Genomic DNA, 24,659 nt, shown 5'->3' with positions numbered 1-24,659 from the left:
CTCACTGCTGCGCGGCGAGGCCCGCTGGCAGTGCGCCCGCGGAGCGCCAGACGGCCGTGCCGTCGGCCCGGTAGAGCGCCAGGACGCCGTCGTTGCCCAGCGCCGCCGAGGCCCCCCCCGATCCGGTGTTGCCGCTTTTCCAGATCGGCACGAGGTCGAGTCCGTACAGCACCAGATTTCCCTCGCTGCCCAGCGCCAGGCGCGCCGCCGGCGTGCCCGCGGTGCCTGACTGCCAGCGCACGGTGCCGCTGGCGTACTCGGTCAGCACGAGGTTGCCGCTTTCTTCGAGGGTCAGGCCGAAACGGCCGTCCGGCGACACCAGGCGCTGGCCCGGAATCAGTTGTTCGCCCGCCGCCAGGCGATCCTTCGCCGTCGGCGAGGCGCCGGCCACGAAGCTCCAGCTGTCGATCTGATGGGCGGTGGCCTGCTGGCCATTGGCGGCCGTGAAGCCGAAGTACAGCTTGGCACTGTCAACCACTCGCTCCAGGTTGATCTCACGCTGCAGCACAGGCTGCGCCGGCTTGACGGCGGTGGCATCGCGCGAAAGAAACACCGACAGCCTGCGCGAGCGCGCGTCGTAGTCCACCCACATCGTGTGCGCGAAGCCGTCCGCCAGGGTGAATGGCGCGTCGACATAGGCATCGGCCAGCAGGCTGCCGTTGAGCAGGATGCCGACGTGGTTGCCGTTCGGGTCCTGCCCCAGCGTGGCGCGCGTGTCGAGCTTGACGGCCACGCTGCGTCGGATGCCGCCGTAGCCGAGGGCGCTGCCGCCTTCGCCCAGCGTCGACGAGTCGTTGCCCTGCACCACGAAGGTCATGCCCTCGCCGCCACCAGGGCCCATCTTGAACTGGAACCGGGTGCTGAACGAGGTCTCCCCGCCCAGCGCCACCGGCGCCCGGTAGAAGGCAGAGCCCAGTTGCCCGGCCTTGGGATCGGTCAGCATCAGCACCCCGGCGCTGTCGATATGCGCCGAGCCGTTGCGGCCGACGTCGGCGGTGCCGAGGAAGGACGGCAGGTGCGCCGCCAGCGTGAACTGGGCCGGCACCGCCGTGCTGCCGATGCGCACGATCTTCGCCACGGAGGGCACGCCGGCATCGTCGAAGGCGAACACCATGTAGTGCCCCGGTGGCACCACGTTGGCGTTCTCGTTCAGCTTGATCTTGAGGCGGGCGCCGTCCTGGGTGAAGGGCAGTTCGAGGAAGCGTTGCTCGAAGTCGTAGGAGTGGGTCACCGAGCCGGTGCGCACCAAGGTCACGCGCTGGATCGGGTGTGCCGCGATCACCGACATGCCGAAGTCCTTGCCCAGGGTCAGGTCGCTCTCCCCCGCCACGATGATCGGGCGCGGCAGGCGCCGGCCGCTGCCGTCCTTGGCGAACAGGTAAGGCGGCGCATAGACCTCGCCGTTCAACTGCACCACCGGCCCGGGCGAACCGCCGCCGACCGTGAGCACGGTGGCGTCGGGCAGCAGCAGCGCCGTGGAATGGTAGAGGCGGTACTTCTGCGCCGAGGCGCCGACGCTCCATTTGCCGGTCTTCGGGTTCCAGATGCTCGCCGCGAGCGATACATCGAACGCCACATTTTCCCGGCCCGAACCGCCGGTGGCCAGCACTTGGCCGTCGGGCAGCACGGTGGTGGATGCCCAGATGCGGTTGGTCCCGATGCTCTCGGTCTCGGTGACGACCGGCGTGGTGGTGTTGACGTCCACCACCGAGACCTTGCCACCGGCGCGCACGAACAGCGCCTTGCCCTTGTCGAACATGGCCCAGGGGAGCTGCCATCGGACGTCGGAGGGCAGCGCGCCGATCTGGGCGATGGCGCCATTGCCGTCGGTGTTGATGCCATAGAGCGTGCTGCCGCTGGCCACGACCAACTGGCCGGTCGGGGCGAGCATCGTGCGCGGATAGAACAACTCGCCCGGCCAGCGGATGCCGGTGAGCGTGCGCCAGCCCTGCCCGGCGGTGTAGACCTCCGGATACTCGGCGCGCGCGCCGCTGGCTTCCATGCCGGCGAGCACGAACACGCGGCCATCCGGCAACGTGGTCAGCGTGTCGTACCAGCGCGAGTAGTTCATCGGCGTGCCCGAGGCCTTGATGGACTGCGCCACCGGATCGAAGAGATTGACGTCGGCCACGCCGGTGTTGACCAGCAGGTTGCCCGCCGCGTTGCGCAGGTTCTGCCCTCGTACGTCGCCGCCCGCGAGCAGCACCTGGCCCGACACGGGCAGCACCAGCTGGGCATTGCAGAAGAGGTCGGTGCCGGTGGTGTGTTGCAACAGGGCATGGGCCTTGGTCACCGGGTTCCAGACGTCGTAGTAGAGCTGAGCGCCCTGCTCTCCGCTGGGGTTGCTGCCGTAGGTCATCACGTTGCCGTCGGGCGTCAGCACCGCATGGATGGCGTTGATGGGCCAGGTCTCCGGTGCCGACCACAGACCCTTCGTACCCGCCTCGCGCAGCTCCTGCGTGAGTGCCGGCACCGGCTGGGGCGGCCCGGGGGGCGGGGGCGGCGACACCGGCGGTACCGGCTGTGGCGGTGGCGGCGTCCCGAGGTCGACCGGCGCACCCGGCGTGTCCTGCTCGGCCGCGACGATGGCGGCGACCTCCGGCGTCATCGCGGCGGTGCCGGCGCTCGCGCCGCCCCCCTGCCCGCCGTCTCCGCCACCCCCGCCACAGCTGGCCAGCATGGCCGCCGCCGCGACGAACACGCCGGTGCGCGTCCACACGCGTACGGCTGCCGCCTTCCTATCGATCCATGCGTTCATTCGACGCCTCCCTAGTAACTCAGCGGATGTTGACGGTGCGCGCAACGCTGGGCACGCCCTGAGCATCGAGCGCGAACAGCATGTAGTTACCGGTGAGAAGCATCCCGCGATCGGACGGAATCGAGAGTGCGTAGTCGCCCGCGCTGCCGGTGAAGCTGACCGGAATGCGCCGTTGGTCGGTGTTGACCGAATGCGTCGTCGACGCCATGCGCACCAGCGCGAAGCGGCTCACCGCCCGATCGGTCTTGACCGCGATGGTTTCGCCCCATGTCGCTTTCGCGGGCGCAGCGGTGAGTGCCGGGCGCGGCGCGGGCGAGCCGTCGGGCGCGAGCAGATAGGGCGGTGTGTAGATCTCTGCGTCGGCGTGGTCGCCGTCGCAGTTGCATAGGCCACCACCGCCCGACATCACGCGGCCGTCCATCAGCAGCAGTGCGGTGCTGTGATAGTTGCGGGCCGTCTTCATGGCCGGCAGCGTGATGAACGTCTCGGTGATGGGGTTCCACAGCTCCGCCGCCAGCACGCCGTAAGCGTCCGAAAAGCCCACGGGCTGCGTCTGGCCGCCGACGACGATCACTTCGCCGTTCGGCAGCACCACGCTGTTCAAGAAGGTGCGGCCATAGGCCAGCGGCGCGACCTTGCGCACCGTCGCGGGCTTGGGCGGGCCGGCGTTGATGTCGATGATGTAGGCGCTTTTGAACGCTTCCCCCCAGTCATGGTTGGGCGCGCCGCCCAGCTTGAGGATCTTGCCGATGTCGTACATCACGGCGCTGCCGGTCATGGCGTAGGGGTCGTCGCCGCGCGGGCCGGCCTGGATGATCGCGCCCTTGCCGCGCGTGTCGATCCAGTGCATTGCGGCACTCGGTCCGGCCTGGAACACCCAGCCGCCCGCCTGGCCGAACAACCACATGTGGTTGTCGGCGCGATAGACGCCTCGGCCGTCGGATCCGTTGAGCGGCGGGTCAGCCACGTTGCTGGCGTCCGGCATGTTCGCCGGCACGCCGGGCAGCGTGCGCCAGGTCTTGTTGGTGACCGACCAGACCTCGCCGACCTTGCCGCCCTGTCCACCGCTCCATGAACCGCCGACCGTGAAGACCGAGCCGTCGGACATCGTGGTGCTGGCGTTGTAGGCCCGCGGCACGTTCAGCGTCGCGCTCCTTGTCCATTTGGCCGTCGTGGTGTCGTAGAGGGAGGTCTGGCCCGCATCGTTGCCGCCCGACACCATGATGGCGCCGTCGGCCAGCATGCTGAGACCTTCGCAGAACATTTCGTGGCCGGGGTTGATCGCGGTGGCCGCAGTTGCCCTCTTTTCGACTGGATCGAACACCGAGGTGTAGGTGGCCGTGCTCTCGGGTCCAGGACCGAAATATGTGGGGGCGCGCGCCGACCAGATCAGGATCTTGCCGTCGGGCAAGTTGGCTGCCGATGCCGGCACCAGGGGCAGCGCGATCGGGTCGGTCCAGGGCTTGGCCGCGGCGGTCGACTGCGCGGCGGTGTAGCCGGCCGCGGTGAAGCGGTAGTCCACGGCAGGGAGCCAAATGTCGCCGTGGCGGGTCTGCAGGTGGGCGATCAGTTCGCCGCCATCAACCGGCAGTCCGGCCACGGCGAGGTGCGTGTCGGCGGTCGTGCCGTCAAACAGCAGGGCGGTGGTGCCGGGCCGTTCGACTGTGAGCCGGTAGGCGTCCGCGTCGCTGGCCGTCCAGTCGAAGGTCACGCGCGCGCCGCCGAGCTTGCTGGGCGCGCCGGGACTCAGTAGGGTGGCGGCCTGCGGGGCAGGCGCGGGCGACGGCGACGGCGACGGTGCGGGCGATGGGGCTGGCGAAAGCGGCAGCACCTCGCTACCGCTACCGCTGCCGGATCCGCCGGCCGTCGTGCCGCCGTCTCCGCCACCCCCACCGCAGCTGGCCAGCATGGCCGCCGCCGCGACGAACACGCCGGTGCGCGTCCACCCGCGTACGGCTGCTGCATTCCTGTCGATCCATGCGTTCATTCGACGCCTCCCTGGTTGAATGAAGCGTTTATAGATTGAACACAAAAGTTCACAAAATTGAATCCTCTTCCCTGGCCCGACTTCGTGCGGTCGTGCACACGATCCAGGATTCGCAGGCCGAAACGCTGGATGAAGATCGGATGGTCCGGCGGCTTTTCCGCACCGGGCGGTGGCTTTGCCGAGCTGTGCATGCTGACAAAGAAGGGGCGCGGCCCCTTGGCACCGCGCCCCTGTTCGACGACAACAACTGACCGGGCGATAAGCACCCGGCCGGTTGCGGCTATGGCGTCGTCGCCATGCCGTGGATGTCGACCGACACACGGCGATCGGGCTGCAGACAAGCGATCAGCGCCGCCGTGCGTGCGTCCCCCTTGCAGCCGGTCGTGACGGGCTCGCGCTCGCCCATGGCCTTGACCTGCATGGGCGCGCCCACACCCTGCGCCTTCAGGTAGTCAGCGACGGTGTTGGCGCGCTGAAGCGCGAGGGCGTCGTTGTAGGCAGCGTCGCCGAGCCGGTCGGTATGGCCGGTGATGACCAGGCTTTGCACCTGCATCTCCTGCCCTCGCAGGGCGCGTGCCAGCGCGTCGAGCTCGGCCTTGCCCTGGGGCAGCATGTCGGCCGCGCTCGAACGATCGAACACGAACAGCGTGTCCGCGCTGAGATTCACGCGCCGCAGCATCGGTGCTGCAGGTGCGGCGGCCGGCGCCGGTGCAACAACCTGCGCGACGGCACAGTTCTGCCCCTGGCACCAGTTGTAGCGTTCGTCGTGCAGGCTGCCGCAACCGGCGAGCGCAAGACTGGCCAGTGCCGCTGCAGCGAGCACCAGATGGCGTGGAATGTGATGGGTTGGCATGGGATGTTTCCTTGGGATGGTCCTGGGGATGGGGTCGGTGATGCGCCGGTGCTCACCACGCGACGCGCACGCCGAGCTGCCCCGACACGCCTTCGCGGCTGCGATCGCCGAGCGAGCGCTGGTACTGCAGGCCACCGTAGAGGTAGGTCGACTTGCTCAGCGGCAGCTGTGCGCCCACGCCGACCTCGGCCCAGGTCTTCTTGGCCCAGTCCTCGCGCACCGAGGTGCCACCGACGGTCACTGCCTCCGGATCCATGAACTCGTGCAGCAGGTTGGCCGTCACATAGAAGGTGTTGGTGCGGGTGAACTTGTCGGCGCGTTCCGCCTTGTCGTTCCAGGCCAGGCGCCCGCCCAGGCGCGCACGCAGGCTCTGGCCGGTGAAGCCGTCCACCGAGGACACGTCATCCGAGAAGCCCTTGTAGCGGGTCGCCTGGTAGCTCAGCTGCGCCTGCGGCTCGATGAGCCACTGGCTCTCGCCGATCTGCCAGGGCCGGCCCACCTCGGCGCTCAGGCCGAAGCCCGCGCCCTTCTGGGTGCCCTCGCCGCCGTACTTGTCGGTGTACTTGTTGTGCACCGCATGCAGCTGGCCGACCAGGTCGAGGTAGCTGCCGTTGTCAGCATAACGCGTGTGGTACGCCCCCAGCGTGGCCATCTGGCCCTTCATGTTGCCGGTGTCGTAGCCCATGCCGGCGTCGCCGCGGCGGCGGTCGCCGAAGTCGGTGGTGGTGCGGCCGTAGCCCATGCTCAGGCCGGTGTGCGTGCGCGACTTGTCGCCCGGGTCGCCGCTGTAGGCGATCGAGAGGTCCTTGCCGAACTGCACGAACTGCAGGTCCTGCTCGGCGCCGAACTGGCGCTTGCCGTCGATGTCCAGGCGCTGTGCATGCAGACGGCCCCAGACCTGGTCGGCCGGCGCCTTGTCGTCGCAGCCGCAGTAGTCCCACTTGGCGGTCTGCTGCTCGCCCACACGCTTGTGCAGGCTGCCGAGCAGGCCCAGGCCCAGCTCGTTGCTGGCGACCTGGCCCAGCACGTAGCCGGGGACGGCCGGGCGAAGCACTTCCGGGGCTGGGGCCGGTGCGGGCGTCGGAATGACCTCCGGCGTCGGCGGCGGCGCATAGACGCTGCTCAGGTAGAAGCTGTTGGCGTCGCCGTCGGTGCGGCCGCCTCGGTGCAGGCCGTATTCGAAGGCACCGGCTTGCACCGGCGAGGCCAGGGCGAAGTTGCCTTCGCTCGAGCTGCCCGTCACCTGCACCACCTGGATGCCGTTGACGGTCGGCGCGCCGGCGCCGCCAGCGTTGGTCACCTGCAGCCGTGTCGTGCCGCTGGTGTTGCCGTTGACCACCAGCTTGTCGGTGGCGCTGGCGTCGTTGCCGAGCGCCGTGTTGATCCTCACCAGCCCGTTGGTGCCGGCGTAGTTGCCGTTGACCGTGAGCGCGTTGCCGGGCGTGCCCGAGGGGTTGCGCAGGTCGACCACGCCGGCGTTGTGCACGTCGCCGGTGATGGCGAAGGTGCTCGCGCCCATCAGCACGGTGCTCGTCGGGTTGATGAAGAGGCCCAACGGCGCACCACCGGCGTCCAGCCCGGCACCCACCGTCAGCGGGGCGCCCGCCAGGGTGAGGCGCGTGTTGTCCAGGGTGATGGACTCCCAGTTGAGCAACTGGGCACCGCCAGCCGTGGCGGTGACGCCCTGCAGCGTCAGCCGGTCGACCCAGCCGTCGGCAATGGCAACATCGTCGCCACCGTCGAGGATGGTGCTGCCGTTGTAGGCAGGCGCCACGACCAGTGCGGTGTCCGAGCCGTTCTGGCCGTAGAAGCCACCGGTGAGCGTGCCGCCGGTCCAGCGGAAGCTGTCGTTGCCGTCGTTGGCGCTGGCCACGCGGTCGTCGCCGTAGAGGTTGCCGCTGAAGCTGCCGCCGGTGAGCGCCAGGCTGTCGTTGCCCAGGCCGAGGATCGCATCGCCGGTCACGGTGCCGGCGGTGGTGACCACCGCATTGCCGCCCAGGGCGTCGGTGCCGCTGCCCGTGGCGTCGCCGTCGCGGATCGCAATGCCGGAGGCGGCGCCGTTGAGGGTGGCGCCCGCGCCGACATTGACGGTGCCGCCTGCCGCCGCCAGGGTGTGGATGGCCGCCCCGGCGCCGCTGCCGCTGGTCACGCTCCCGCCCGTGGCGTCGACCTGGTAGGTGCCCGCAGCCGCTTTGGCCTGCAAGCCGTCGGCATTCGCGCCCGTCGCCGTCACCGTGCCCGCGTTCATCTGAACCGCAGCCAGGCCCAGGCCGGCGTTGGAGCTGACGATGCCGGCGGCAGAGGTGCCCGATGTGTTGACCGTTCCGCCGTTCATGATGGCCGTCGCCGTCGAGGAGCTGGTCACCGTTCCGACGCTCGCCGAAATACCGACCGCATCCTGGCCAAGCGTGGTGACCGCCCCGGTGTTCGACGCGGTTGCATTGCCCACAGCGCCCTGATCAACGGCTGCCTGTATGCCTTGGGCTGCGATACCCGTGGTGGATATCGTCCCTTGATTCACCGCCGTGGCGTCACCGGCCCCATACAGCACGCGGGCTGTCGTGCCGTTCGCGAACTGCCCCTGGGTCGCGATGGCCCCCTGGTTGGTGGCAACCGCATCCCCATAGCCCATGACGTCCGCAAAAACACCAATGCCGTAGGGAGACCCATTCGTCGCAACGGTTCCTCCGGCCTGGAGCGTTGCAATCGCCGTGCCGTGCTTCGACGCATCGCCGTTGTCGATGTGCGCGCCGATCCCTGTGGAGTAGGGACCATTCGTCGTGACGGCGCCGCTCGAGGTGGCCGTCGCGATGCCATTGCCGTTTGCGACTGCATACACGCCATAGCCGAACGTCCCGCCGGTCACGATGGTGCCGGTGTTGGCTGCTGTCGCATTGCTGTTCACCGCAGCGGCATAGACGCCGAAATTTCCATCCAGACCGGAAGCACCGGTCGTCAGCACGTTTCCGTTGTTGGTCGCCGTTGCAGTTCCGGTTCCCATGGCATGGGCAAAGATCCCCTTGGCACCGTCCATGCCGCTGGTCTGGATGAACGTGCCCGCTGAGGAACTGGCGACGGCATTGCCGGCCCCCACTGTGCCGGCATAGAGCCCGTAGCCGTAGCTGCCCGCCGTGCTGATGCGGCCGTTCAGCAGCGTGGCTGTGGCCGTGCCATTGCCTTCGTTGCGTGCATAAATACCAGCGCCGGCGGTGCCGATGGTGGTGACCGTCGACGCTGCGGCATCCATGGTTGCCGTTGCTGCGGCGGTGCTGGCCGGGTTCAGGACCATGGCCCAGATGCCGTAGCCGTTGCTGCCCTGGGTCGCGATGCTGCCACCCGTCATGGATGCGGTCGCGGCGCCCGTGCCGGTGGCCAACGCGGCCAGCCCGACGCCGCCCGCTCCGTTGGCGATCACCGTCCCCCCCGTCTGGCTGGCAATCGCGTCGCCAGACCCGGAACCGACCGCGACAACGACCGAGCTGGCGCCGTTCGTCGTCGCAGTGCCGCCAGACATGGTGGCGTACGCATCGCCGGAGCCCTGTGTCGCGGCGACGACGACCGAGTTATTCTCGACCTGTGTGGAGGCAACACCGCCCGTCATGGTGGCCACAGCATCGCCATTGCCACGCGCTAGCGCGAAAGCCGCGTGCGACCCGCCTGCCGGAGTGCCGGTGCTGATCGAACCGCCGTTCACCGTGACCGTCGCCGTGCCGATGCCGTACGTTTCGGCAGTCAGACCGACCCCTGAACCTTGCGTGCCAGTGGTGGAGATGGAGCCGCTGTTGAGGATCGAGGTTGCATTGCCGTTGCCGACGACGCTGGTGGCGACGCCAGAAGCGTATTCGCCTTTGCTGGTGATGTTCGCGCCATTGATGACGATGCTCGCATTGCCGTTACCGCCCGATGTGTTGGCCAGCACAGCCCAGGCTGCACCGGTAGCAGGATTTCCCGCCGGGGTGGTCAGATTGATCGTGACGGGGCCGTTGATTTCAATCTGTTGATTGCCTACGCCGCTGCCGCCTGAAAAAACGCCATTGGCGGTTGTCGGCGTGGTGACTGGCGCGATGGTTAAGGGTGTCGCGGTGCCGTCCACGATGACTTTGATGTTGTCGGTGCCATAGAAAATGCCGGTGGTGTTCGGGTTGGCGTCCCCCACGGGCGTGCCATCGCCCTGGCAAGTCACCGTGCCGCCCGAAGCGACAACACCGCACTCGTTGGCCGCCCAGGCCGACGATGCGCTGCCGCAGACGACCGCAGCCAAGAGGCCCGCGGCCAACACGCTGCTCGACGATCTCTTGCCACGCGCCTTGCAAAGCTCGCTGGTCGCCACCCAAGCGCCGAGCGACTCGTTCCAGATTGACCTGTATGTGCTGTTCATGTGTTTACCCTCGTCATGTTTCAATTGCGGTCGGGCAGACACTGCGGACTGCTCTGACCATCACTCCCTGATGGGGCCGGATGGTGTCGAGCACGGTGGGGTGACGGGGGAAAATGCGAGGTTTCGCGAGATTGCGTATCCTTTGTTAACCAGTAGTGCCGACTAGTTGGCACACTGCAGCGCTCATCGCGGCACGCATGTGGTGTGGACGGTGAGCCCTCGAGCAGGCCTCGGTCGATGCGACCGCAACAGTCGCAACAGCGCAGGCATACTTCCCTGCCCGGTTTCCGCCGGGCACGTAGATCTCCCTCGAAAGCGCGTGTGTTCGACCGCCCTGGCGGTGGCCGGCATGCCTCATTTCCAAGCGCCCATGACGTCTTCTCTCGACCGCCCTACCCCGAGCGTCGCGGCTCGGTCCGGTGAGCTTCACGCGGCCGGCGAGTTCGCCGTGCCGCTGTGGAAGACCTTTGCGTTCTTCCTCGCCCCCATGCTGCTGAGCAACATCCTGCAGTCGCTGTCGGGCACGCTCAACAACGTGTACGTCGGGCAGATGATCGGCGTCGGTGCGCTGGCGGCGGTGTCGAGCTTCTTCCCGGTGATGTTCTTCTTCATCGCCTTCACCATCGGCCTGGGCGCCGGCGCGTCGGTGCTGATCGGCCAGGCCTGGGGCGCGCGCGACATCGCCAAGGTCAAGGCGATCGCAGGCACCACGCTGACGGTCGGCATCGCCTTCGGACTGGTGGTCGCGGTGTTCGGCGGCGCCTTCACGGCACCGCTGCTCAAGGCGCTGCACACGCCGCCCGACATCCTGGCCGACGCGACGCGCTACGCCCGCATCATCCTGATCGCGATGCCGGGGCTGTTCGTCTTCCTGCTGTCCACCGCGATGCTGCGCGGCGTGAGCGACACGGTGACGCCGCTGTTCACGCTGGGCATCTCCACGCTGGTCGGGCTGGTGCTGACACCCGCGCTCATCCGCGGCTGGGGCGGGCTGCCGATGCTGGGCGTGGCCAGCGGTGCCGCGGCGACGGTGGTGTCCTTCGTGGTCGCCACCGTCTGGCTGGCCTTCCGGCTGCGCCGCATGAAGAGCCCGCTGGCGCCGGACCGCGCGTTCGCGCGCAGCATGCGCATCGACTTCGCGATCCTCAAGATGGTGATGCGCGTCGGTGTGCCCACCGGCGTGCAGATGATCGTGATCGCCCTGGCCGAGATCGCCCTGCTCTCGCTGGTCAACAGCTACGGCTCCGAAGCCACCGCCGCCTACGGCGCGGTGAACCAGGTGGTGGCCTACGTGCAGTTCCCGGCCATCTCGATCGCCATCACGGCCTCGATCCTCGGCGCCCAGGCCATCGGCGCGGGCCGCACGGCGCAGCTCGGCGCCATCGCGCGCACCGGTCTGCTGATGAACCTGGTGCTCACCGGGTCGCTGGTCGTGCTGGGCTACCTGTTCTCGCGCCGGCTGATGGGCTTCTTCATCACCAGTGCGCCGGTCATCGAGCTGGCGCAGACGCTGCTGCACATCATGCTGTGGGGCACCGTGGTCTTCGGCATGGCGTCGGTGCTGTCGGGGATCATGCGGGCCAGCGGCTCGGTGCTGGTGCCGACCGCGATCTCGATCGTCTGCATCGCGCTGGTCGAAGTGCCGGTGGCCTACGTGATGAGCCATCGCATCGGGCTCAACGGCGTGTGGATCGCCTACCCGGTCGCCTTCATCGCCATGCTCGCACTGCAGACGGCGTACTACCGCCTGGTATGGCGCAAGAAGGCGATCCGGCGGCTGGTATGAAGCGGCACTTGTGGCGAGTGTTTCGCCGCAGCGGTCAGCGGCTGAGCATCACCGCGTCGGGCGTCGCGCGTGCGGCCTGCTTCCACTGCGTGCGGCGCCGCATCGCGATCACCGTGACCGCACCGCAGCCCAGCAGGTTGACGAGCGAGATCACCACGAAGAAGCCGTCGACCACCACCAGCGTACCGTAGAGCACCGCCGTCACATGCGAGAGCACCCACGAGCCCCAGGTCAGCAACGAGATCGACAGCGCGCCGTCGCTGCAACGCCAGACCGCCGCAATCTGCGGCAGATAGGTGAACACGCGGACGGCATTCGTGACGAGGTAGGCCCATGCGATCGCCGACAGCAGGGCGCTGTCGTGCAGCGGAATCGAGACTGGGGACATGCTCATGCCAGCGCCTTTCGAGTGATTCCGACGTCGACGCCGGACCGATAAGACTCTAGGCAGCCCGCTGCGCTGCGGCCATGCCGCATCCGCGTGCCGGCATCGCGTGTTCACGCGATGGTCTGCAGGGCCAGTCCCGTGCTGGAAGGCGCCACCACCGGCACGCGTGCCAGCACGCGGGTGCCACGGTCGCTGCGCTCGAAGATCAGTTCACCGCCGAGCTGCGTCGCCCGGGCACGCATGTTCGCCAGGCCACGGCCGCCGTGCCGCTGCGGTGCGACGGCGCTGCGGCCGTCGTCCTGCACCTCCACCTCGACGCCACCGGCCCAGGGCCGCAGCGCCATGTGCAGCTGCGTCGCCTGCGCATGCTTGAGCACATTGGTGAAGGCCTCCTGCATGATGCGCAGCAGTTGCAGCAGACGCTGCGGTGCCAGCGGCGGCGCCCCTTCGGGCCAGTCGATGGTCCATGCCGAACGCACGCCGGCGTCTTCCAGCTGTTCTTGCCAGCGGAACAGGAAATTGCCCAGCACCACGCGGAAGTCTTCCTCGCCCGGCGTGAGCGCATCGAGCGCGAGACGCATGTCGCCGATGCAGTCGCGCAGCGCCTCGGCGATCTGTGCTTCGTCCATGTCGCCGCGTTCGACGCGCGACAGCGAGGTGAACAGCCGTGAGCCCAGGCCATCGTGGATCTCCCGCATGATCAGCTGACGCTCCTGCGCGGCCGCATGCTGCTGCTGCAGCGTTGCCATGCGCGAGAAATTGGCCGCCAGGTGCCGCTCGCGGTCGGCCACCCGCGCCTCGAGCGTGAAGTTGAGCTGCTCGAGCGCGGACAGGGCGCGAACGAAGCGCACAGTCAGCAGCCCGCCCATGACCAGCAGCAGCAGGTTGGCCCCGTGGTGCAGCAGAAAGATGCGCTGCTCGGTCCAGTGCGGCAGCGCCGCCATCAGCGGCACGACATCCCAGGCGAGCAGGTAGTCGTGCACACCGGCCACCACCGGGAAGACCAGCGCGGCCGGCAGCAGCGCTGCGGCCCAGGTGCGCTGGCGCAACAGGTTGTAGAGCGACACGCCGAGCACCGACAGCCCCACCGGAATCAGCCCGGCGCTCCAGAAGCGGTTGATGAAGGGCTCCGCCGCCCGCCCCTGCAGGCCCAGCCAGAGCGGGCCGACGAGTGCGTAAAGCAGCAGGCCGCGCTCGATCCAGGGCCGCCGGATGCCGGCGAAGCGCAATGCGAAGATGGCCATCAGCACGACGAAGCCGCCGGTCGCCCCCAGGTAGGCCATGCGCCACAGATGCCACTGCGCGACCGGCATCTGCTCGATGACGAAGGTGAGCGTGCGGATGCCCCAGAGCGCGGCGGTGATGCCGAACAGGCCGTAGAGCATTTCGCTGCGCCGTCGCCACCAGATGAAGAGCACGAAGCCGGCCATCAGCAGGCAGACGGCCGTGGTGATCTGCGGCAAGGTGCGGGCCCAGAACATCCGCCGGTCGTAGGTGGGCTGGAGCGCGTCCAGCGGGCCGATGCTCACCCGCGGCATGCGGCGCACGTTGCCGGCCGGCAGCGCAGCCGCACGGATGGCAAGCGCGTTCTCGCCGCTGCGCAGCAAGGCGGCCGGCAGGTTGACGAGATGAGGCCGCTCCCAGCGCACCTGGACCGTCGCGCTGCTTTCCGGCACGCTGGCGACCTGCAGCCCGTTGAGCCAGAACGAGCCGCCGTCGTAGAAGAACGGCAGGTACACCGCCCACGAGGCGGGCGGCGCGTCGGCGGGCGGGCCGTTGAACACCATGCGGTACCAGACCGACTCCGGCTGCGGCCGGTCCCGGTTCGCGGCACCGCCGTCGGGCAGCGAGGCCGGCAACCAGGCGCGCTCGGCGTCGGGCGGTGCGCGCTCGTTCGATGCCAAGCGCTGCACCCGATCGATCACCATCACCGCAGGAGCCGCCTGCGCGGCGGCACACGGCAGTGCGAGTGCCACCACCATCGGCCATCGCAGCCAAGGGCGCCACCCCGGCGCCACCGCCCACCGGCTCACAGCAGGCCCATCTGGCTGGCTTCGTAGACCGCTTCGCTGCGTGAGTGGACCGCCAGCTTGCGGTAGATCTTCTTCACATGCGCGACCACCGTGTGCGGCGAGATCTCCATGACCTGGCCGATGGTGTCGAAGGTGAAGCCCTTGGCGGTGAGCCGCAGCAGCTCGGTCTCGCGTGCTGTGAGTGGCGAGCGTTCGCCGGCCAGGCCGGGTTCGCTCGGTGGCGGGGGCTTGGGCGCCAGCCGGAAGCGCGCCAGCACGCGCCGCGCGATGCCCGGATTGATGGGCGAACCGCCGGCGCAGAGTTCGTGGATGCTGGCGGCGATGCGCTCTTCCGAGGCGTCCTTCAGCAGGTAACCGGTGGCACCGGCCTCGATCGCCGCCACCACATGCGCGTCGTCGCCGAACATGGTGACCACCAGCACCTCGCACTTGGGGTGGCGCGACGCGGCGTAGCGGATGACCTCGACGCCGCTCACGTCGGGCAGGCCGAGGTCGACCAGCAGCACGTCAGGCCGCTGCAGATCGAGCATCGCATTCGCAGCCAGTCCGGTCGACACGGCGGCGACCAGACTGAACGCCGGATCGTTCAGCACCGCGCTGGAGAAGCGGCGCATGAATTCCGGCTCATCCTCGACGATCAACACCCGTGTCATCGCGTCTCCTTTGGCGACGGTACAGGGTGTCGATCTTCCCATCGGCACGGCACCGAAGGCATAGCGCGAACGCGCTATCGCCAACCGCAGAGGCCGCGGCTAAGGTGCGTTGCTTTGCAAGCGCAGGTGCCCCATGACGACCGTCGACGCTCTCCTCCTGCGTGCCCGCACGATGCTGGAACGTGGCACGGTCTATTGGGCCGGTGCTGGCGGCGAAGACCCCGACGCCGCATCGGCCGCACGGGCCGTGCAGGTCGCGGTGGCGTGGTCGGCGCTGTCGGCCGCCGAACAGGCCGAGCTGCAACCGGTGGCCGAGGCGGCCGGCATCGACCTGGACGACCCGGCGCTGGAGCTGCCGGCCTGCGACTGCTCGGGTTTCGTGAGCTGGGCGCTCGGGCTGCCGCGCCATCTGTCGCCGCCGCTGCCCGGCTTCGGTGAATGGATCTTCACCGATGCCATCCACGAGGACGCATTGCACGGCCAGCGGCTGTTCACGCGGCTCGATGCAGCGGTCCCCGGTTGCCTGATGGTCTACCCCAAGCCGGCGGACATGCGCTTTGGCCACGTCGGTATCGTGAGCGAGGTCGTGGCCGGCCGCGCGGTGCGCCTCCTGCACTGCTCGGCCGACAATTTCCGGATGGCGCCCTTCGATGCGGTGAAGGAGAACGCGACGACTGCCTTCGCCGACCAGCCGGCGTCCATCCCGGTGTGGTGCCGCCAGGTCTCCGCACGGTGAGCGATGGCGTGGTGGCGGGCACGCCTCTCAAGTTTTCACGCCCGGTGCCGATATCCGGAGAACCGCCCCTTTTCCGAATGGCGCAGGCCAGGCCCGCAGCCCGCCCTGCGCTTCGATCGGCCGACGGGAACGCTCGAGCTTCGATGGAAAGCCATCTGGGCTTGGCGAGCGCGACCCTTGAAAAATCCAGTCTCCTCCTTCGAACCTAGGGCTTCACCATGTCTCAACGCTCCCGCCTCACCCTGCGAAAAAAGCTCGTCGGGTTGATTCTCTTTTTCGTCGCCACGCTGATTGCGGTCGGTGCGATCGGCATGCAGCAGCTCTGGAGCGTCAGCCAGAGCCAGCGCGCCATGTACACCGAGACGGTGGTGCCGGTGCGCATCGTCATGGATGCAGCGCGCCAGGGCGCGACGCATTTCCGCCGCATGTACGTGTACATCCTGAACGCCGACCGGAAGGCGCGCGACGGCGAGCTCAAGTTCAACGAGCAGTCGGAACAGACGGTGCTCGAAGCGATCCAGCGGCTGAAGGACAACCAGGCTGACGCGCCGCTGCGCGAACTCGGCGCCAAGCTCGCCGGCACCTGGACCAACTACAAGGCCGCCGTCGCCAACGTGCAGGCCCTGGCCGACAGCGGCGATCCGACCGCGATGGACGTGCTCCACAAGGATGCCGCCGGCCTGCACGTGGCGGTCCGCAACATCCTGCTCGAGGCCAGCAAGCGGCAGGAAGAACTGGCCCGTCTCGAGACCGAGAACGCCGCGGCTGCCGTCGAGCGGACCTTCTGGGCCCTGTCGGCACTCATCCTGCTCAGCGTGGTCGTGAGCACCGTGCTGGGCCTGTGGCTCGTGCGTTCGATCATGCGGCAGCTGGGCGGCGAACCGGCCTACGCCGCGGAGATCGCGCAGGAAGTGGCCAAGGGCAACCTGGCCGTGGCCGTCGCGCTGCGCCCGGGCGACGACGTCAGCGTGCTGGCCGCCATGGATGGCATGCGCGCCAACCTGGCGCAGCTCGTGAGCGAAGTGCGCCACTCCAGCGAATCGATCGCGACCGGGGCCCACCAGATCGCCACGGGCAATGCGGACCTGAGCCAGCGCACAGAAGAACAGGCGTCGAGCCTGGAAGAGACCTCGGCCTCGATGGAAGAGATGAACGCGACCATCAAACAGAGCGTCGACACCATGCACACGGCGTCGCAGCTGGCCAACTCGGCCAGCGTCACGGCCACGCGCGGCGGCGAGGTGGTGCGCAACGTGGTGCACACGATGGAAGAGATCACGACCAGCTCGCGCAAGATCGGCGACATCATCGGCGTGATCGACTCGATCGCCTTCCAGACCAACATCCTGGCGCTGAACGCCGCCGTGGAAGCGGCCCGCGCGGGCGAACAGGGCCGCGGCTTTGCGGTCGTGGCGAGCGAAGTGCGCAGCCTCGCGCAGCGCAGCGCCGAGGCCGCCAAGGAAATCAAGCACCTGATCGGCGAGAGCGTGGGCAAGGTCGAGACCGGCTCCGCGCTGGTGAACGAAGCCGGCAGCACCATGGGTGACCTGGTGGGCCAGGTGCAGCGCGTGGCGGACCTGATCAACGAGATCGGCACGGCGACGCGCGAACAGGGACAGGGCGTCTCGCAGGTCAACGACGCGGTGAACCAGCTCGACCAGACGACGCAGCAGAACGCCGCGCTGGTGGAAGAGTCTGCCGCCGCCGCCAGCAGCCTCAGCGAGCAGGCCGCCAAGCTGGTGCAGCTGGTGAGCGTCTTTCAACTCGCGACGAGCGACGCGCCCCTGGCCCGACCTGCCGCGCGTGCATCGCTGGCACGTCCTGGACCGAAGGCGGTACCCGGGCCGGTGCGGCTGCACGCGAGCTCCGCGCCCCGCGCCACCAGCCAGCGACTGGCCGCCGCGCCCGCCAAGGCCACGGCCGTCACGGCAGGCGACGACTGGGAAACTTTCTAAGCGCCGTTCCCTATCCCGGTCATGAAGATCTTCAAACCCATGGCCGGGCGCGTTGAACGATCATGGCGCCAAGGAGAAATGCCATGAAAGTCCTTCGTCTCTGGGTCGGCAGCGCGGTGTCGTTGTCGGGCGCCGCGATCCTGCTGTCCCGGTTGTTCTGATCCGGGTGCGCTGATCCGGCACAAGGCGGCCGCGACGCTACAGCGCCGCGCAGGGCGTGCCGGGGTTTTGCTGTAACTGCGCGATGTGCCGTGCGATGGCCTCCGACGCGCTCGCTGCCACGCGTTGCGCTCCCAGCGCCAGCGCGTCGATACCACGGCCGACGGGCTCGCTGGTGCGCCACTGGCAGGTTGCGCTGAGGTCGGCGTCGGACCGGCGCACGGTCCAGCTCAGGGCCGCGTCCACGCGCGTGTTCTCCACCGCATCGAACTGCCGCACCTGCACCGCGATGCGCCACGCGGGCGTGCTCGGCTGACGGCCGCCCTTCGTGACGTCGATGGCGCCCAGGCGCGTGGCGATGCCGCTCGATAGCGCATCGCGCAATTCGTTCTCGAAGGACGAGGACCAGCGGTGCTGTTCCAGCAGCGCCACCTCGGCGCTCTGGCCCGCCGCCTGGTGCACCACCATCTGCGGCCGCGCGAGGCGTTCGGGCACGGCGACCGGCGCCAGTTCGATGAAGACCGGTGCGCCGGACGTAGGCGCCGCACTCGACGAACCGCCGGGCGCTGCCAGGGTGTAGTAGCGGTCCGGCGCACTGGCACAGCCCGCGACGAGCACGGCGACCGCGAGGCACGCCGCAACAAGAGAAGTCGGATATCGCGTCATTTCTTCGTGTCTTCCGGTTTGCCGCGCAGGAGCGACTCGGGGTGGCGTTCGAGGTAGTCGGTCAGCACGCGCACGGAGCCTGCGGCGCGCGTGAGCTCCTGCAGCGTCTGGCGCATGTCCTGTTGCAGGGGCGAGTCCTGCGCCAGCGTGCGCTCGGCGGAGTTGATGGTCTTGCGCGCGTCCTTCATCGCCGCGGTGATCTCCGGCGACACGTCGTTGTTGAGCGTTCGCGTGAGCTGCTCGGCGCTCACCAGCGTCTTGTTCAGCGTCGCCAGCGCGGTGCGCACGTCGGTGCCGATCTGTTCGAAGGGCACCTTGTTCACCTTGGTCACGATCTCCTGCACCTGTGCCTGCAGTTCATCGAGGCTGTTCTGCATCGTCGGCATCTCGACCGTGTCCTTCTCGACATCGATCGTCACCTTCGGCGCATTGGGGAAAAAGTCGAACGCGATGTAGTTCTGGCCGGTCAGCAGGTTGCCGGTCCGCATCTGTGCGCGCAGCCCCTTGCCGATGAGAAAGCGCAACCGCTGCCGCTGCACCGCGCGCGACTCTTCGGTCTCGCCGGGCTTGCGCGAGCGCAAGCGGTCAGGGTAGACGGTGGCGACCACCGGCATGCGGAACTCGCGCTCGTTCCGGTCGAACTGGATGCCGATCGACTTCACCTCGCCGATCACCACGCCACGGAAGTCGATCGGCGCACCGGGCGACAGGCCGCGCAGCGACTGGTTGAAATGCAGCAGCACCGTCTCGGCCGGGCCGTCCGGCGGCTTCATCGCGGCGCCCTCGTCCTCGGCGAGCGCGAAGGCGGTGTTCTCGCCCGCGACCGGCCCGTTCTCGTTTTCCGGCGCGCCGAAGGCGATGCCGCCGAGCAGGATGGTGGCGAGCGACTGGGTGCGCAACGTGATGCCGCTGGCGTTGAGCCGCATGTCGAGCCCGCTGGCCTGCCAGAAACGCGAGTTGCCGCCGACGAACTTGTCGTACGGCGCGTTGACGAACACCCGCAGCGTCACGCCGCGTCCGTCCTCGTTCAGCTCGTAAGCCGCCACCTGGCCCACCTTGATGCGGCGGAAGTACACAGGCGAGCCGACGTCGAGCGAACCGATGTCCGACGCGCGCAGCAGGAACTGCTTGCCCGAGGCGTCGCGCGTGACGATGGGCGGCACTTCGAGTCCGGTGAACTCCTTGGCGCTCTCTTCCGAGGTGCCGGCGTCGGCGCCGATGTACGCGCCCGACAGCAGCGTGCTCAGGCCGGAGATGCCCGAGGTGTCCAGCCGCGGCCGCACCACCCAGTAGCGGGTGTCCTCGGCGGTGAAGGCGTTCGCATCCTTGTTGAGCTGCAGCGTCACGCGCACATGCGAACGGTCATGCGCCAGGCGCAGGCTCTGCACCACGCCGATCTGCACGTCCTTGTACTTCACCGCGGTCTTGCCGGCCTCCAGGCCCTCGGCGGTCTTGAAGGTCAGCACGATCTCGGGGCCGCGGTCGATCAGGATGCGCGCCACCAGGAAGATGCCGACCAGCGCAGCCACCACCGGAATCAGCCAGATCAGCGACGGCATCCAGTCGCGTCGCCGGGCCACGCGCGGCGGCGGCAAGCCGCCCGAATCCGCAGGCGCGGATGACGGCGCGGGACGTGGATCGTTTTCACTCATGTGCGTACTTCCGTTGTGTGTTCTTCATCATCCGTTGCACCGTCCCATGTGAGCTTCGGGTCGAAGCTCAGCGACGCGAGCATCGTCAGCACCACCACCGCGCCGAAGGCCGCGATGCCGACACCCGCCGTGATTTCGGCGAAGCCCTGGATGCGCACCAGCCCGGCCAGCAGCGCGACCACGAAGACGTCGAGCATCGACCAGCGGCCGATGATCTCGATCAGGTGATAGAGCTTGGCCCGTTCGGCGCGCCGCCAGTTGCTGCGCCGCTGCGCGCTCACCACCAGCACGAACAGGGCCGCCAGCTTGAACAGCGGCACCAGGAAGCTGGCGATGAAGACGATGGCGGCCAGCCCGTAGGCCCCCGTCACCCAGAAATAGATCACGCCGCTCATGATCGTGTCGTCGCTCGTGCCGAACAACGTGCGGGTGATCATCACCGGCAACAGGTTGGCCGGCAGGTACATCAGGCAGGCGGCGATCAGGAGGGCCCAGGTGCGGTTCAGGCTGTCGGTCTTGCGGATGTGCAACGGCGTGCCGCAACGGGCGCAGGGCGCGCCCTCCTCCGCGTCCTGCCACACGGTGCCGCAATGGCGGCAGCCGATCAGGCCGCTGTCGATGGCGCGGGCGGTACGTGCAGGAGGGGTTGCCGGTGCCGTCACGCGGCTTCCTCGCGCCCGGCGGCTTCTGCCTCGGCCTTGCGCATCGCACCCTCGGCCATCTCCCAGAAGCCGCGCGGGTCGAAGGCCAGCACGGCGGTCAGCAGGACCGTCAACGCCATGAAGGCATAGAGCGCCGGACCCGGCAGCACCGTGGCCATGCTCGAGAGCTTGACCAGCGCCACCAGCACGCCCAGCAGAAACACCTCGATCATTCCCCAGGGCCGCAGCGACTGCATCGTGCGCACCAGCCAGGCGAAGCCGGCCACCACGCGTTCGTGCCGGCGCAGCGGCACCAGCAGCCAGAGCAGGATCAACAGTTGCAGCAGCGGGAAGAGGATGGTCGTGGCCAGCACGAGCAGCGCGACCAGCGACATGCCCTCGCCCGCCAGCGCCACCACGGCGCCGGCCAGGGTGGTCTGGCTGCGCAGGCCGCGCAGCTCGATCTCGACGATGGGGAACAGGTTGGCCACGCCGAACATGATGAGCCCGGCCACGGCCAGCGGCAGGATCCGCTCCTGCTGGCCGCCCAGGTGGCGCTCGAGTTCGGTCCCGCAGACCGGGCAGCGGGCGACCTCGCGCTCGCGCAGCGCGGCGCGGCCATAGACCGCGTCGCAGCCCTCGCAAACGATCGCCTCGGGAATTTCCTTCATCGGCGCGAGCTTAATGGCTCGCCGGCGGCGGCACCCTCAGACGAAGGCTGCTGCAGATGCCAGCCAGCGCCGCGCAGCTGGCCGCCAGCACCAGCGCGATGACCGGCCCGCGGCCGTCATGGGGCGTCCAGAGGCTGAACACGGCCGCCACGACGACCGCGCCGAGGGTCTGACCGGTCAGGCGCGCGGTTCCCAGCATGCCGCTGGCCGCGCCGCTGCGATGCCGCGGCGCCGAGGTGACGATGGTGTGGTTGTTGGGGGACTGGAACAATCCGAACCCAACGCCGCACAGGGCCATGCGCCAGGCGATGTCCAGGTCGCCGGGATGCGCCGGCAGCGCCGCGAGCAGCGCCAGCCCGCAGGCCAGCAGACCCAGCCCGATGCCGCCGAGCAGGCCGTCGGGGTAGCGGCCGATCAGCCGCCCGACGATCGGCGCCATCACGACGATGGCCAGCGGCCACGCCGTGATCAGCAGGCCCGCCTGAAGGTGCGTGCGGCCGTAGACGTCGAGAAGCAGGAAAGGCAGCGCGATGTACGACAGCATCTGCGCGGTGAACGCGGCCACCGAGGTGCCCATCGACAGCGCGAAGACCGGGATGCGCAGCAGGTCGACCGGGAACAGCGGGAGCACCATCGTGCGTTGGCGGCGCAGGTAGACGAAGCCCACCGCCAGGCCGGCCCCCAGCAGCGCCCAGCCCATGGCCGGCGTCCCGGTGGCCCCGCCTTCGCGCACGCCCAGCCGGTCGACGCCCAGGAAGACGAGCGAGAACATCAGTATGTTGAGCAGCACATCGACGGCCGAGAAGCGCGTGCCCGGCACGGCGGCGGCGCGTTGGTTGGACGGCAGCGCCCGCAGGCCGATCGCCAGCACCACCAGCCCCAGCGGCACGTTGAAGGCGAAGAGCCAGGGCCACGAGGCCACCGACAGGATCGAAGCCGCCACCGACGGGCCGGCGACCGAGGCGGTGGCCACCACCATGGAATTGATCGCCATGCCGCGCCCCAGCTGGGACGAGGGGTAGATCAGCCGCACCAGGGCGGCATTCACGCTCATGATGCCGGCGGCGCCCAGGCCCTGCAGCGTGCGCGCCGCGATCAGCGTGCCCATCGAATTCGACAGCACGGCGGCCAGCGAGGACACGGTGAAGAGCCCCATGCCGAGCAGGTAGATGCGGCGGTAGCCAAACAGGTCGCCCAGCGACGCGAGCGGCAGCAGCATGACCAGGATCGCGATCTGGTAGGCATTGACCACCCAGATCGCGTGCGATGCGCTGGCGCCCAGCTCGCGCGCGATGCTGGGCAGCGCGAGATTCATGATCGTGCCGTCGAGCACTGCGACCGCGATGCCGAGGATGATGACCGCCATCGCACGCCCGCGCTGCGGCGTGGGCAGACCGTCGGGCACGGCGGCATCGTGGTCCAACTTCGCCACGGCGGGCAGGGTGGCTGTCATCTCACGCGCTCCGGCCCGCGAGCGCTTGCACACCACGTGCGGCGCCGCCGAGCGTCAGCCAGGTCAGCAGCAGGGCCACCAGTGCGCCACCGGCCATGCCCGCCACCATCGGCAGCGGCCTCCCGTCGGTGAACAGGCCGACGATGGCCATGACCACCGCGCCGGTCAGCATCTGCAAGGTGCCGAGCAGCGCCGACGCGGTGCCGGCGATGGCGCCGTGCTTTTCCAGCGCCAGCACCGAGGTCGTCGGGATCACCAGCCCCATCAGGCCGCTGGCGATGAAGTACAGCCCCAGCAGCACCCACATCGAATCGCCGCCCAGCAGGAAGTACAGGAACATCGCGACCATCACCGCGCCGCAGGCACCGACCGCGCCCTTGACGACCCGCACCAGCCCGAAGCGCTCGCCCAGGCGCCCGTTGAACTGCGCCGCACCGAAGAACGAGGCGGCATTCACGCCGAAGGCCACGCTGTAGACCACCGGCGACAGCCCGTAGTGGTCGATCAGCACGAAGGACGAGTTGGCCAGGTAGGTGAAGAAGCCGGCCATCGCAAAGCTGCCGATGAAGACCAGGCCCAGGTAGTGCCCGTCGCGCAGCAGCACGCCGTAGGCGCTCAAGGCGCTGCGCAGGCTGCTCTCCACCCGCTGGTGGGCCGGGCGCGTCTCGGTGAGGGAGGTGGCGATCAGCACCAGCCCCGCGACCGCCGCGAGCGTGACGGCCCAGAACACGCCGCGCCAGCCCGCCACCGCGATCACGCCGCTGCCCACCAGCGGCGCGAGGATGGGCGAGATGCTGAAGACCAGCATGAGCAGCGACATCAGCCGCGCCGCGTCGTTGCCGGTGTGCAGGTCGCGCACCACCGCGCGCGGGATCGCCATGCCGGCCGCCGCGCCCAACCCCTGCAGGAAGCGCAGCACGATCAGCGTCTGGATGTTGTCGGCCAGCGCGCAGCCCACGCTGGCGATGGCGAACAGCACGAGCCCGAAGTACAGCGGCGGCTTGCGGCCAACCATGTCCGACACCGGGCCGTAGAACGGCTGGCCGGCCGCCAGCGCCAGGAAGAAGACGGTGAGGCTCATCTGCACCGCACCGATGTCGGCGCGCAGGCTGGTGCCGATGGCCGGCAGCGCCGGCAGGTACATGTCGATGGCGAACGGGCCGATGGCGGACAGCAGCCCGAGCACCAGCGCGATCCGGAAGAAACGCGGAGAGGTCATGGACCGATTGTCGCCAAGGCTGCATAGGCAACCGCGAGCGCCGTCCGCACAGCTGTGCTAGGGCGTCTGTCCCTTGTGGCTGGTGGACGCGTGCAGCCGCCGATACAGCCGCGATTGTTTCCAATGCCCGAACGCCGTGATTCCTTCGAGAGGCGTTGCGAGGCCCTTTGCCGTCGCACACTTGATCCCACAGACCAACAGCACACGTTGATCTGGGTGAACAGGCCACCGAGCGAGCGGGCCGCCTCGACAACGACGCGGAACACCCACCCAAGACCGGTTCGACATCATCCAAATCATTTGAAGGACATCATCATGAACACCCGCAACATCCTCGCCGCCGCAGCCCTCTCCCTCTTGGCCGCAGCCGGCGCACACGCCGAGACCTACGACGGCGTGCTGACCGTCACACCGTCGGTGAGCCGTGCCGCCGTGCAGGGCCAGGCCGTCGCGGCCGCCCGTGCCGGCGACGTCTTCGGCGAAGGCTACGCCAGCGGCGTGCAGACCGTGAACACGACGGCCGACCGCGGTGCCGTGCGCAGCCAGGCCGTGGCCACGGCACACGACCCGCTGCAAAGCCTGAACGCGAAGTCGTACTACCGTGACCAGATCCCGGCCGAGTACAAGAAGACCAGCCTGTCGTTCACGCGCCAAGCGGCGTACTGAGCCTG

18 protein-coding genes are annotated in these 24,659 nt (G+C 68.8%); 5 read left to right on the top strand and 13 right to left on the bottom strand.

Going from position 1 to position 24,659, the window contains the following annotated elements:
* Position 1: 1 nt before the first annotated feature.
* Positions 2–2,758: a galactose oxidase-like domain-containing protein gene (locus QTH86_RS02085; RefSeq protein WP_286646318.1), complete on the bottom strand. Its 2,757-nt coding sequence runs from the start codon at positions 2,756–2,758 to the stop codon at positions 2–4.
* Between the two features lie 19 nt (positions 2,759–2,777).
* Complete coding sequence (locus QTH86_RS02080) at positions 2,778–4,745, bottom strand: galactose oxidase early set domain-containing protein (RefSeq protein WP_286646319.1); 1,968 nt, start codon at positions 4,743–4,745, stop codon at positions 2,778–2,780.
* Between the two features lie 35 nt (positions 4,746–4,780).
* Between QTH86_RS02080 and QTH86_RS02075 the strand changes: the two genes are divergently transcribed.
* The gene (locus QTH86_RS02075) at positions 4,781–4,996 is read left to right on the top strand and encodes a hypothetical protein (protein WP_286646320.1); all 216 of its coding nucleotides are present in this window, start codon (positions 4,781–4,783) and stop codon (positions 4,994–4,996) included.
* A gap of 29 nt (positions 4,997–5,025) precedes the next feature.
* On the opposite strand, the gene QTH86_RS02070 is transcribed toward QTH86_RS02075, so the two are convergent.
* Together QTH86_RS02070 and QTH86_RS02065 are read right to left on the bottom strand one after the other, a co-directional pair.
* On the bottom strand, positions 5,026–5,598 hold the full coding sequence (locus tag QTH86_RS02070) for an OmpA family protein (protein ID WP_286646321.1): 573 nt from the start codon (positions 5,596–5,598) through the stop codon (positions 5,026–5,028).
* A gap of 52 nt (positions 5,599–5,650) precedes the next feature.
* Entirely contained in the window at positions 5,651–9,976 is a 4,326-nt protein-coding gene (locus tag QTH86_RS02065; protein WP_286649371.1) for an autotransporter outer membrane beta-barrel domain-containing protein, read from the bottom strand.
* Positions 9,977–10,463: 487 nt separating this feature from the next.
* On the opposite strand from QTH86_RS02065, the gene QTH86_RS02060 reads away from it, so the two are divergent.
* The gene (locus QTH86_RS02060; RefSeq protein WP_444813781.1) at positions 10,464–11,762 is read left to right on the top strand and encodes an MATE family efflux transporter; all 1,299 of its coding nucleotides are present in this window, start codon (positions 10,464–10,466) and stop codon (positions 11,760–11,762) included.
* 34 nt (positions 11,763–11,796) lie between these two features.
* Here QTH86_RS02060 and QTH86_RS02055 read toward each other — a convergent pair whose 3' ends face one another.
* The 3 genes from QTH86_RS02055 to QTH86_RS02045 form a co-directional block, all read right to left on the bottom strand.
* Positions 11,797–12,156: a hypothetical protein gene (locus QTH86_RS02055; RefSeq protein WP_286646326.1), complete on the bottom strand. Its 360-nt coding sequence runs from the start codon at positions 12,154–12,156 to the stop codon at positions 11,797–11,799.
* A 104-nt stretch (positions 12,157–12,260) separates the two neighbouring features.
* Positions 12,261–14,126 (bottom strand): sensor histidine kinase, encoded by a 1,866-nt coding sequence (locus QTH86_RS02050; RefSeq protein WP_286646327.1) that lies wholly within the window; start codon positions 14,124–14,126, stop codon positions 12,261–12,263.
* Between the two features lie 53 nt (positions 14,127–14,179).
* The gene (locus QTH86_RS02045) at positions 14,180–14,836 is read right to left on the bottom strand and encodes a response regulator (RefSeq protein WP_286646328.1); all 657 of its coding nucleotides are present in this window, start codon (positions 14,834–14,836) and stop codon (positions 14,180–14,182) included.
* Positions 14,837–14,969: 133 nt separating this feature from the next.
* Here QTH86_RS02045 and QTH86_RS02040 point away from each other — a divergent pair, with 133 nt between their 5' ends.
* Together QTH86_RS02040 and QTH86_RS02035 are read left to right on the top strand one after the other, a co-directional pair.
* On the top strand, positions 14,970–15,572 hold the full coding sequence (locus QTH86_RS02040) for a CHAP domain-containing protein (protein ID WP_286646329.1): 603 nt from the start codon (positions 14,970–14,972) through the stop codon (positions 15,570–15,572).
* A 218-nt stretch (positions 15,573–15,790) separates the two neighbouring features.
* Positions 15,791–17,527, top strand: a complete 1,737-nt coding sequence (locus QTH86_RS02035) for a methyl-accepting chemotaxis protein (protein ID WP_286646330.1) — start codon at positions 15,791–15,793, stop codon at positions 17,525–17,527.
* Between the two features lie 198 nt (positions 17,528–17,725).
* Here QTH86_RS02035 and QTH86_RS02030 read toward each other — a convergent pair whose 3' ends face one another.
* Genes QTH86_RS02030 through QTH86_RS02005 form a run of 6 tightly spaced genes read right to left on the bottom strand, consistent with a single transcriptional unit; the run spans position 17,726 to position 23,988 of the window.
* Positions 17,726–18,352: a PqiC family protein gene (locus QTH86_RS02030; RefSeq protein WP_286646331.1), complete on the bottom strand. Its 627-nt coding sequence runs from the start codon at positions 18,350–18,352 to the stop codon at positions 17,726–17,728.
* The gene (locus QTH86_RS02025) at positions 18,349–20,004 is read right to left on the bottom strand and encodes a PqiB family protein (protein WP_286646332.1); all 1,656 of its coding nucleotides are present in this window, start codon (positions 20,002–20,004) and stop codon (positions 18,349–18,351) included. Before QTH86_RS02025 ends, QTH86_RS02030 begins: the two co-directional genes overlap by 4 nt.
* The gene (locus QTH86_RS02020) at positions 20,001–20,666 is read right to left on the bottom strand and encodes a paraquat-inducible protein A (protein ID WP_286646333.1); all 666 of its coding nucleotides are present in this window, start codon (positions 20,664–20,666) and stop codon (positions 20,001–20,003) included. Before QTH86_RS02020 ends, QTH86_RS02025 begins: the two co-directional genes overlap by 4 nt.
* A complete protein-coding gene (locus QTH86_RS02015; protein WP_286646334.1) occupies positions 20,663–21,316 on the bottom strand; it encodes a paraquat-inducible protein A in 654 nt (217 codons plus the stop codon). The genes QTH86_RS02020 and QTH86_RS02015 overlap by 4 nt, the downstream gene beginning before the upstream one ends.
* Before the next feature lie 10 nt (positions 21,317–21,326).
* Positions 21,327–22,769 (bottom strand): MFS transporter, encoded by a 1,443-nt coding sequence (locus QTH86_RS02010; protein WP_286646335.1) that lies wholly within the window; start codon positions 22,767–22,769, stop codon positions 21,327–21,329.
* Position 22,770: 1 nt separating this feature from the next.
* Positions 22,771–23,988, bottom strand: coding sequence for a multidrug effflux MFS transporter (locus tag QTH86_RS02005; RefSeq protein ID WP_286646336.1), 1,218 nt, complete (start codon positions 23,986–23,988; stop codon positions 22,771–22,773).
* 315 nt (positions 23,989–24,303) lie between these two features.
* Between QTH86_RS02005 and QTH86_RS02000 the strand changes: the two genes are divergently transcribed.
* Entirely contained in the window at positions 24,304–24,654 is a 351-nt protein-coding gene (locus QTH86_RS02000) for an alpha/beta hydrolase (RefSeq protein ID WP_286646337.1), read from the top strand.
* The last annotated feature ends 5 nt before the right edge of the window (positions 24,655–24,659 follow it).

Origin of the sequence: Variovorax sp. J2L1-78 (genome assembly GCF_030317205.1) — a bacterium.
Classification (GTDB): Bacteria; Pseudomonadota; Gammaproteobacteria; order Burkholderiales; family Burkholderiaceae_C; genus Variovorax; species Variovorax arabinosiphilus.
The sequence above is the reverse complement of the archived record's forward strand: the minus strand, read 5'-3'. Positions and strand labels throughout refer to the sequence as shown.

Bases quoted from the DNA above. Each gene is read 5' to 3' on its own strand.
- QTH86_RS02065 (WP_286649371.1), bottom strand. From the start codon at position 9,976: ATGAACAGCACATACAGGTCAATCTGGAACGAGTCGCTCGGCGCTTGG.
- QTH86_RS02015 (WP_286646334.1), bottom strand. From the start codon at position 21,316: ATGAAGGAAATTCCCGAGGCGATCGTTTGCGAGGGCTGCGACGCGGTC.
- QTH86_RS02070 (WP_286646321.1), bottom strand. From the start codon at position 5,598: ATGCCAACCCATCACATTCCACGCCATCTGGTGCTCGCTGCAGCGGCA.
- QTH86_RS02035 (WP_286646330.1), top strand. From the start codon at position 15,791: ATGTCTCAACGCTCCCGCCTCACCCTGCGAAAAAAGCTCGTCGGGTTG.
- QTH86_RS02045 (WP_286646328.1), bottom strand. From the start codon at position 14,836: ATGACACGGGTGTTGATCGTCGAGGATGAGCCGGAATTCATGCGCCGC.
- QTH86_RS02025 (WP_286646332.1), bottom strand. From the start codon at position 20,004: ATGAGTGAAAACGATCCACGTCCCGCGCCGTCATCCGCGCCTGCGGAT.
- QTH86_RS02000 (WP_286646337.1), top strand. From the start codon at position 24,304: ATGAACACCCGCAACATCCTCGCCGCCGCAGCCCTCTCCCTCTTGGCC.
- QTH86_RS02055 (WP_286646326.1), bottom strand. From the start codon at position 12,156: ATGAGCATGTCCCCAGTCTCGATTCCGCTGCACGACAGCGCCCTGCTG.
- QTH86_RS02040 (WP_286646329.1), top strand. From the start codon at position 14,970: ATGACGACCGTCGACGCTCTCCTCCTGCGTGCCCGCACGATGCTGGAA.
- QTH86_RS02005 (WP_286646336.1), bottom strand. From the start codon at position 23,988: ATGACCTCTCCGCGTTTCTTCCGGATCGCGCTGGTGCTCGGGCTGCTG.
- QTH86_RS02030 (WP_286646331.1), bottom strand. From the start codon at position 18,352: ATGACGCGATATCCGACTTCTCTTGTTGCGGCGTGCCTCGCGGTCGCC.
- QTH86_RS02085 (WP_286646318.1), bottom strand. From the start codon at position 2,758: ATGAACGCATGGATCGATAGGAAGGCGGCAGCCGTACGCGTGTGGACG.
- QTH86_RS02010 (WP_286646335.1), bottom strand. From the start codon at position 22,769: ATGACAGCCACCCTGCCCGCCGTGGCGAAGTTGGACCACGATGCCGCC.
- QTH86_RS02080 (WP_286646319.1), bottom strand. From the start codon at position 4,745: ATGAACGCATGGATCGACAGGAATGCAGCAGCCGTACGCGGGTGGACG.
- QTH86_RS02060 (WP_444813781.1), top strand. From the start codon at position 10,464: ATGCTGCTGAGCAACATCCTGCAGTCGCTGTCGGGCACGCTCAACAAC.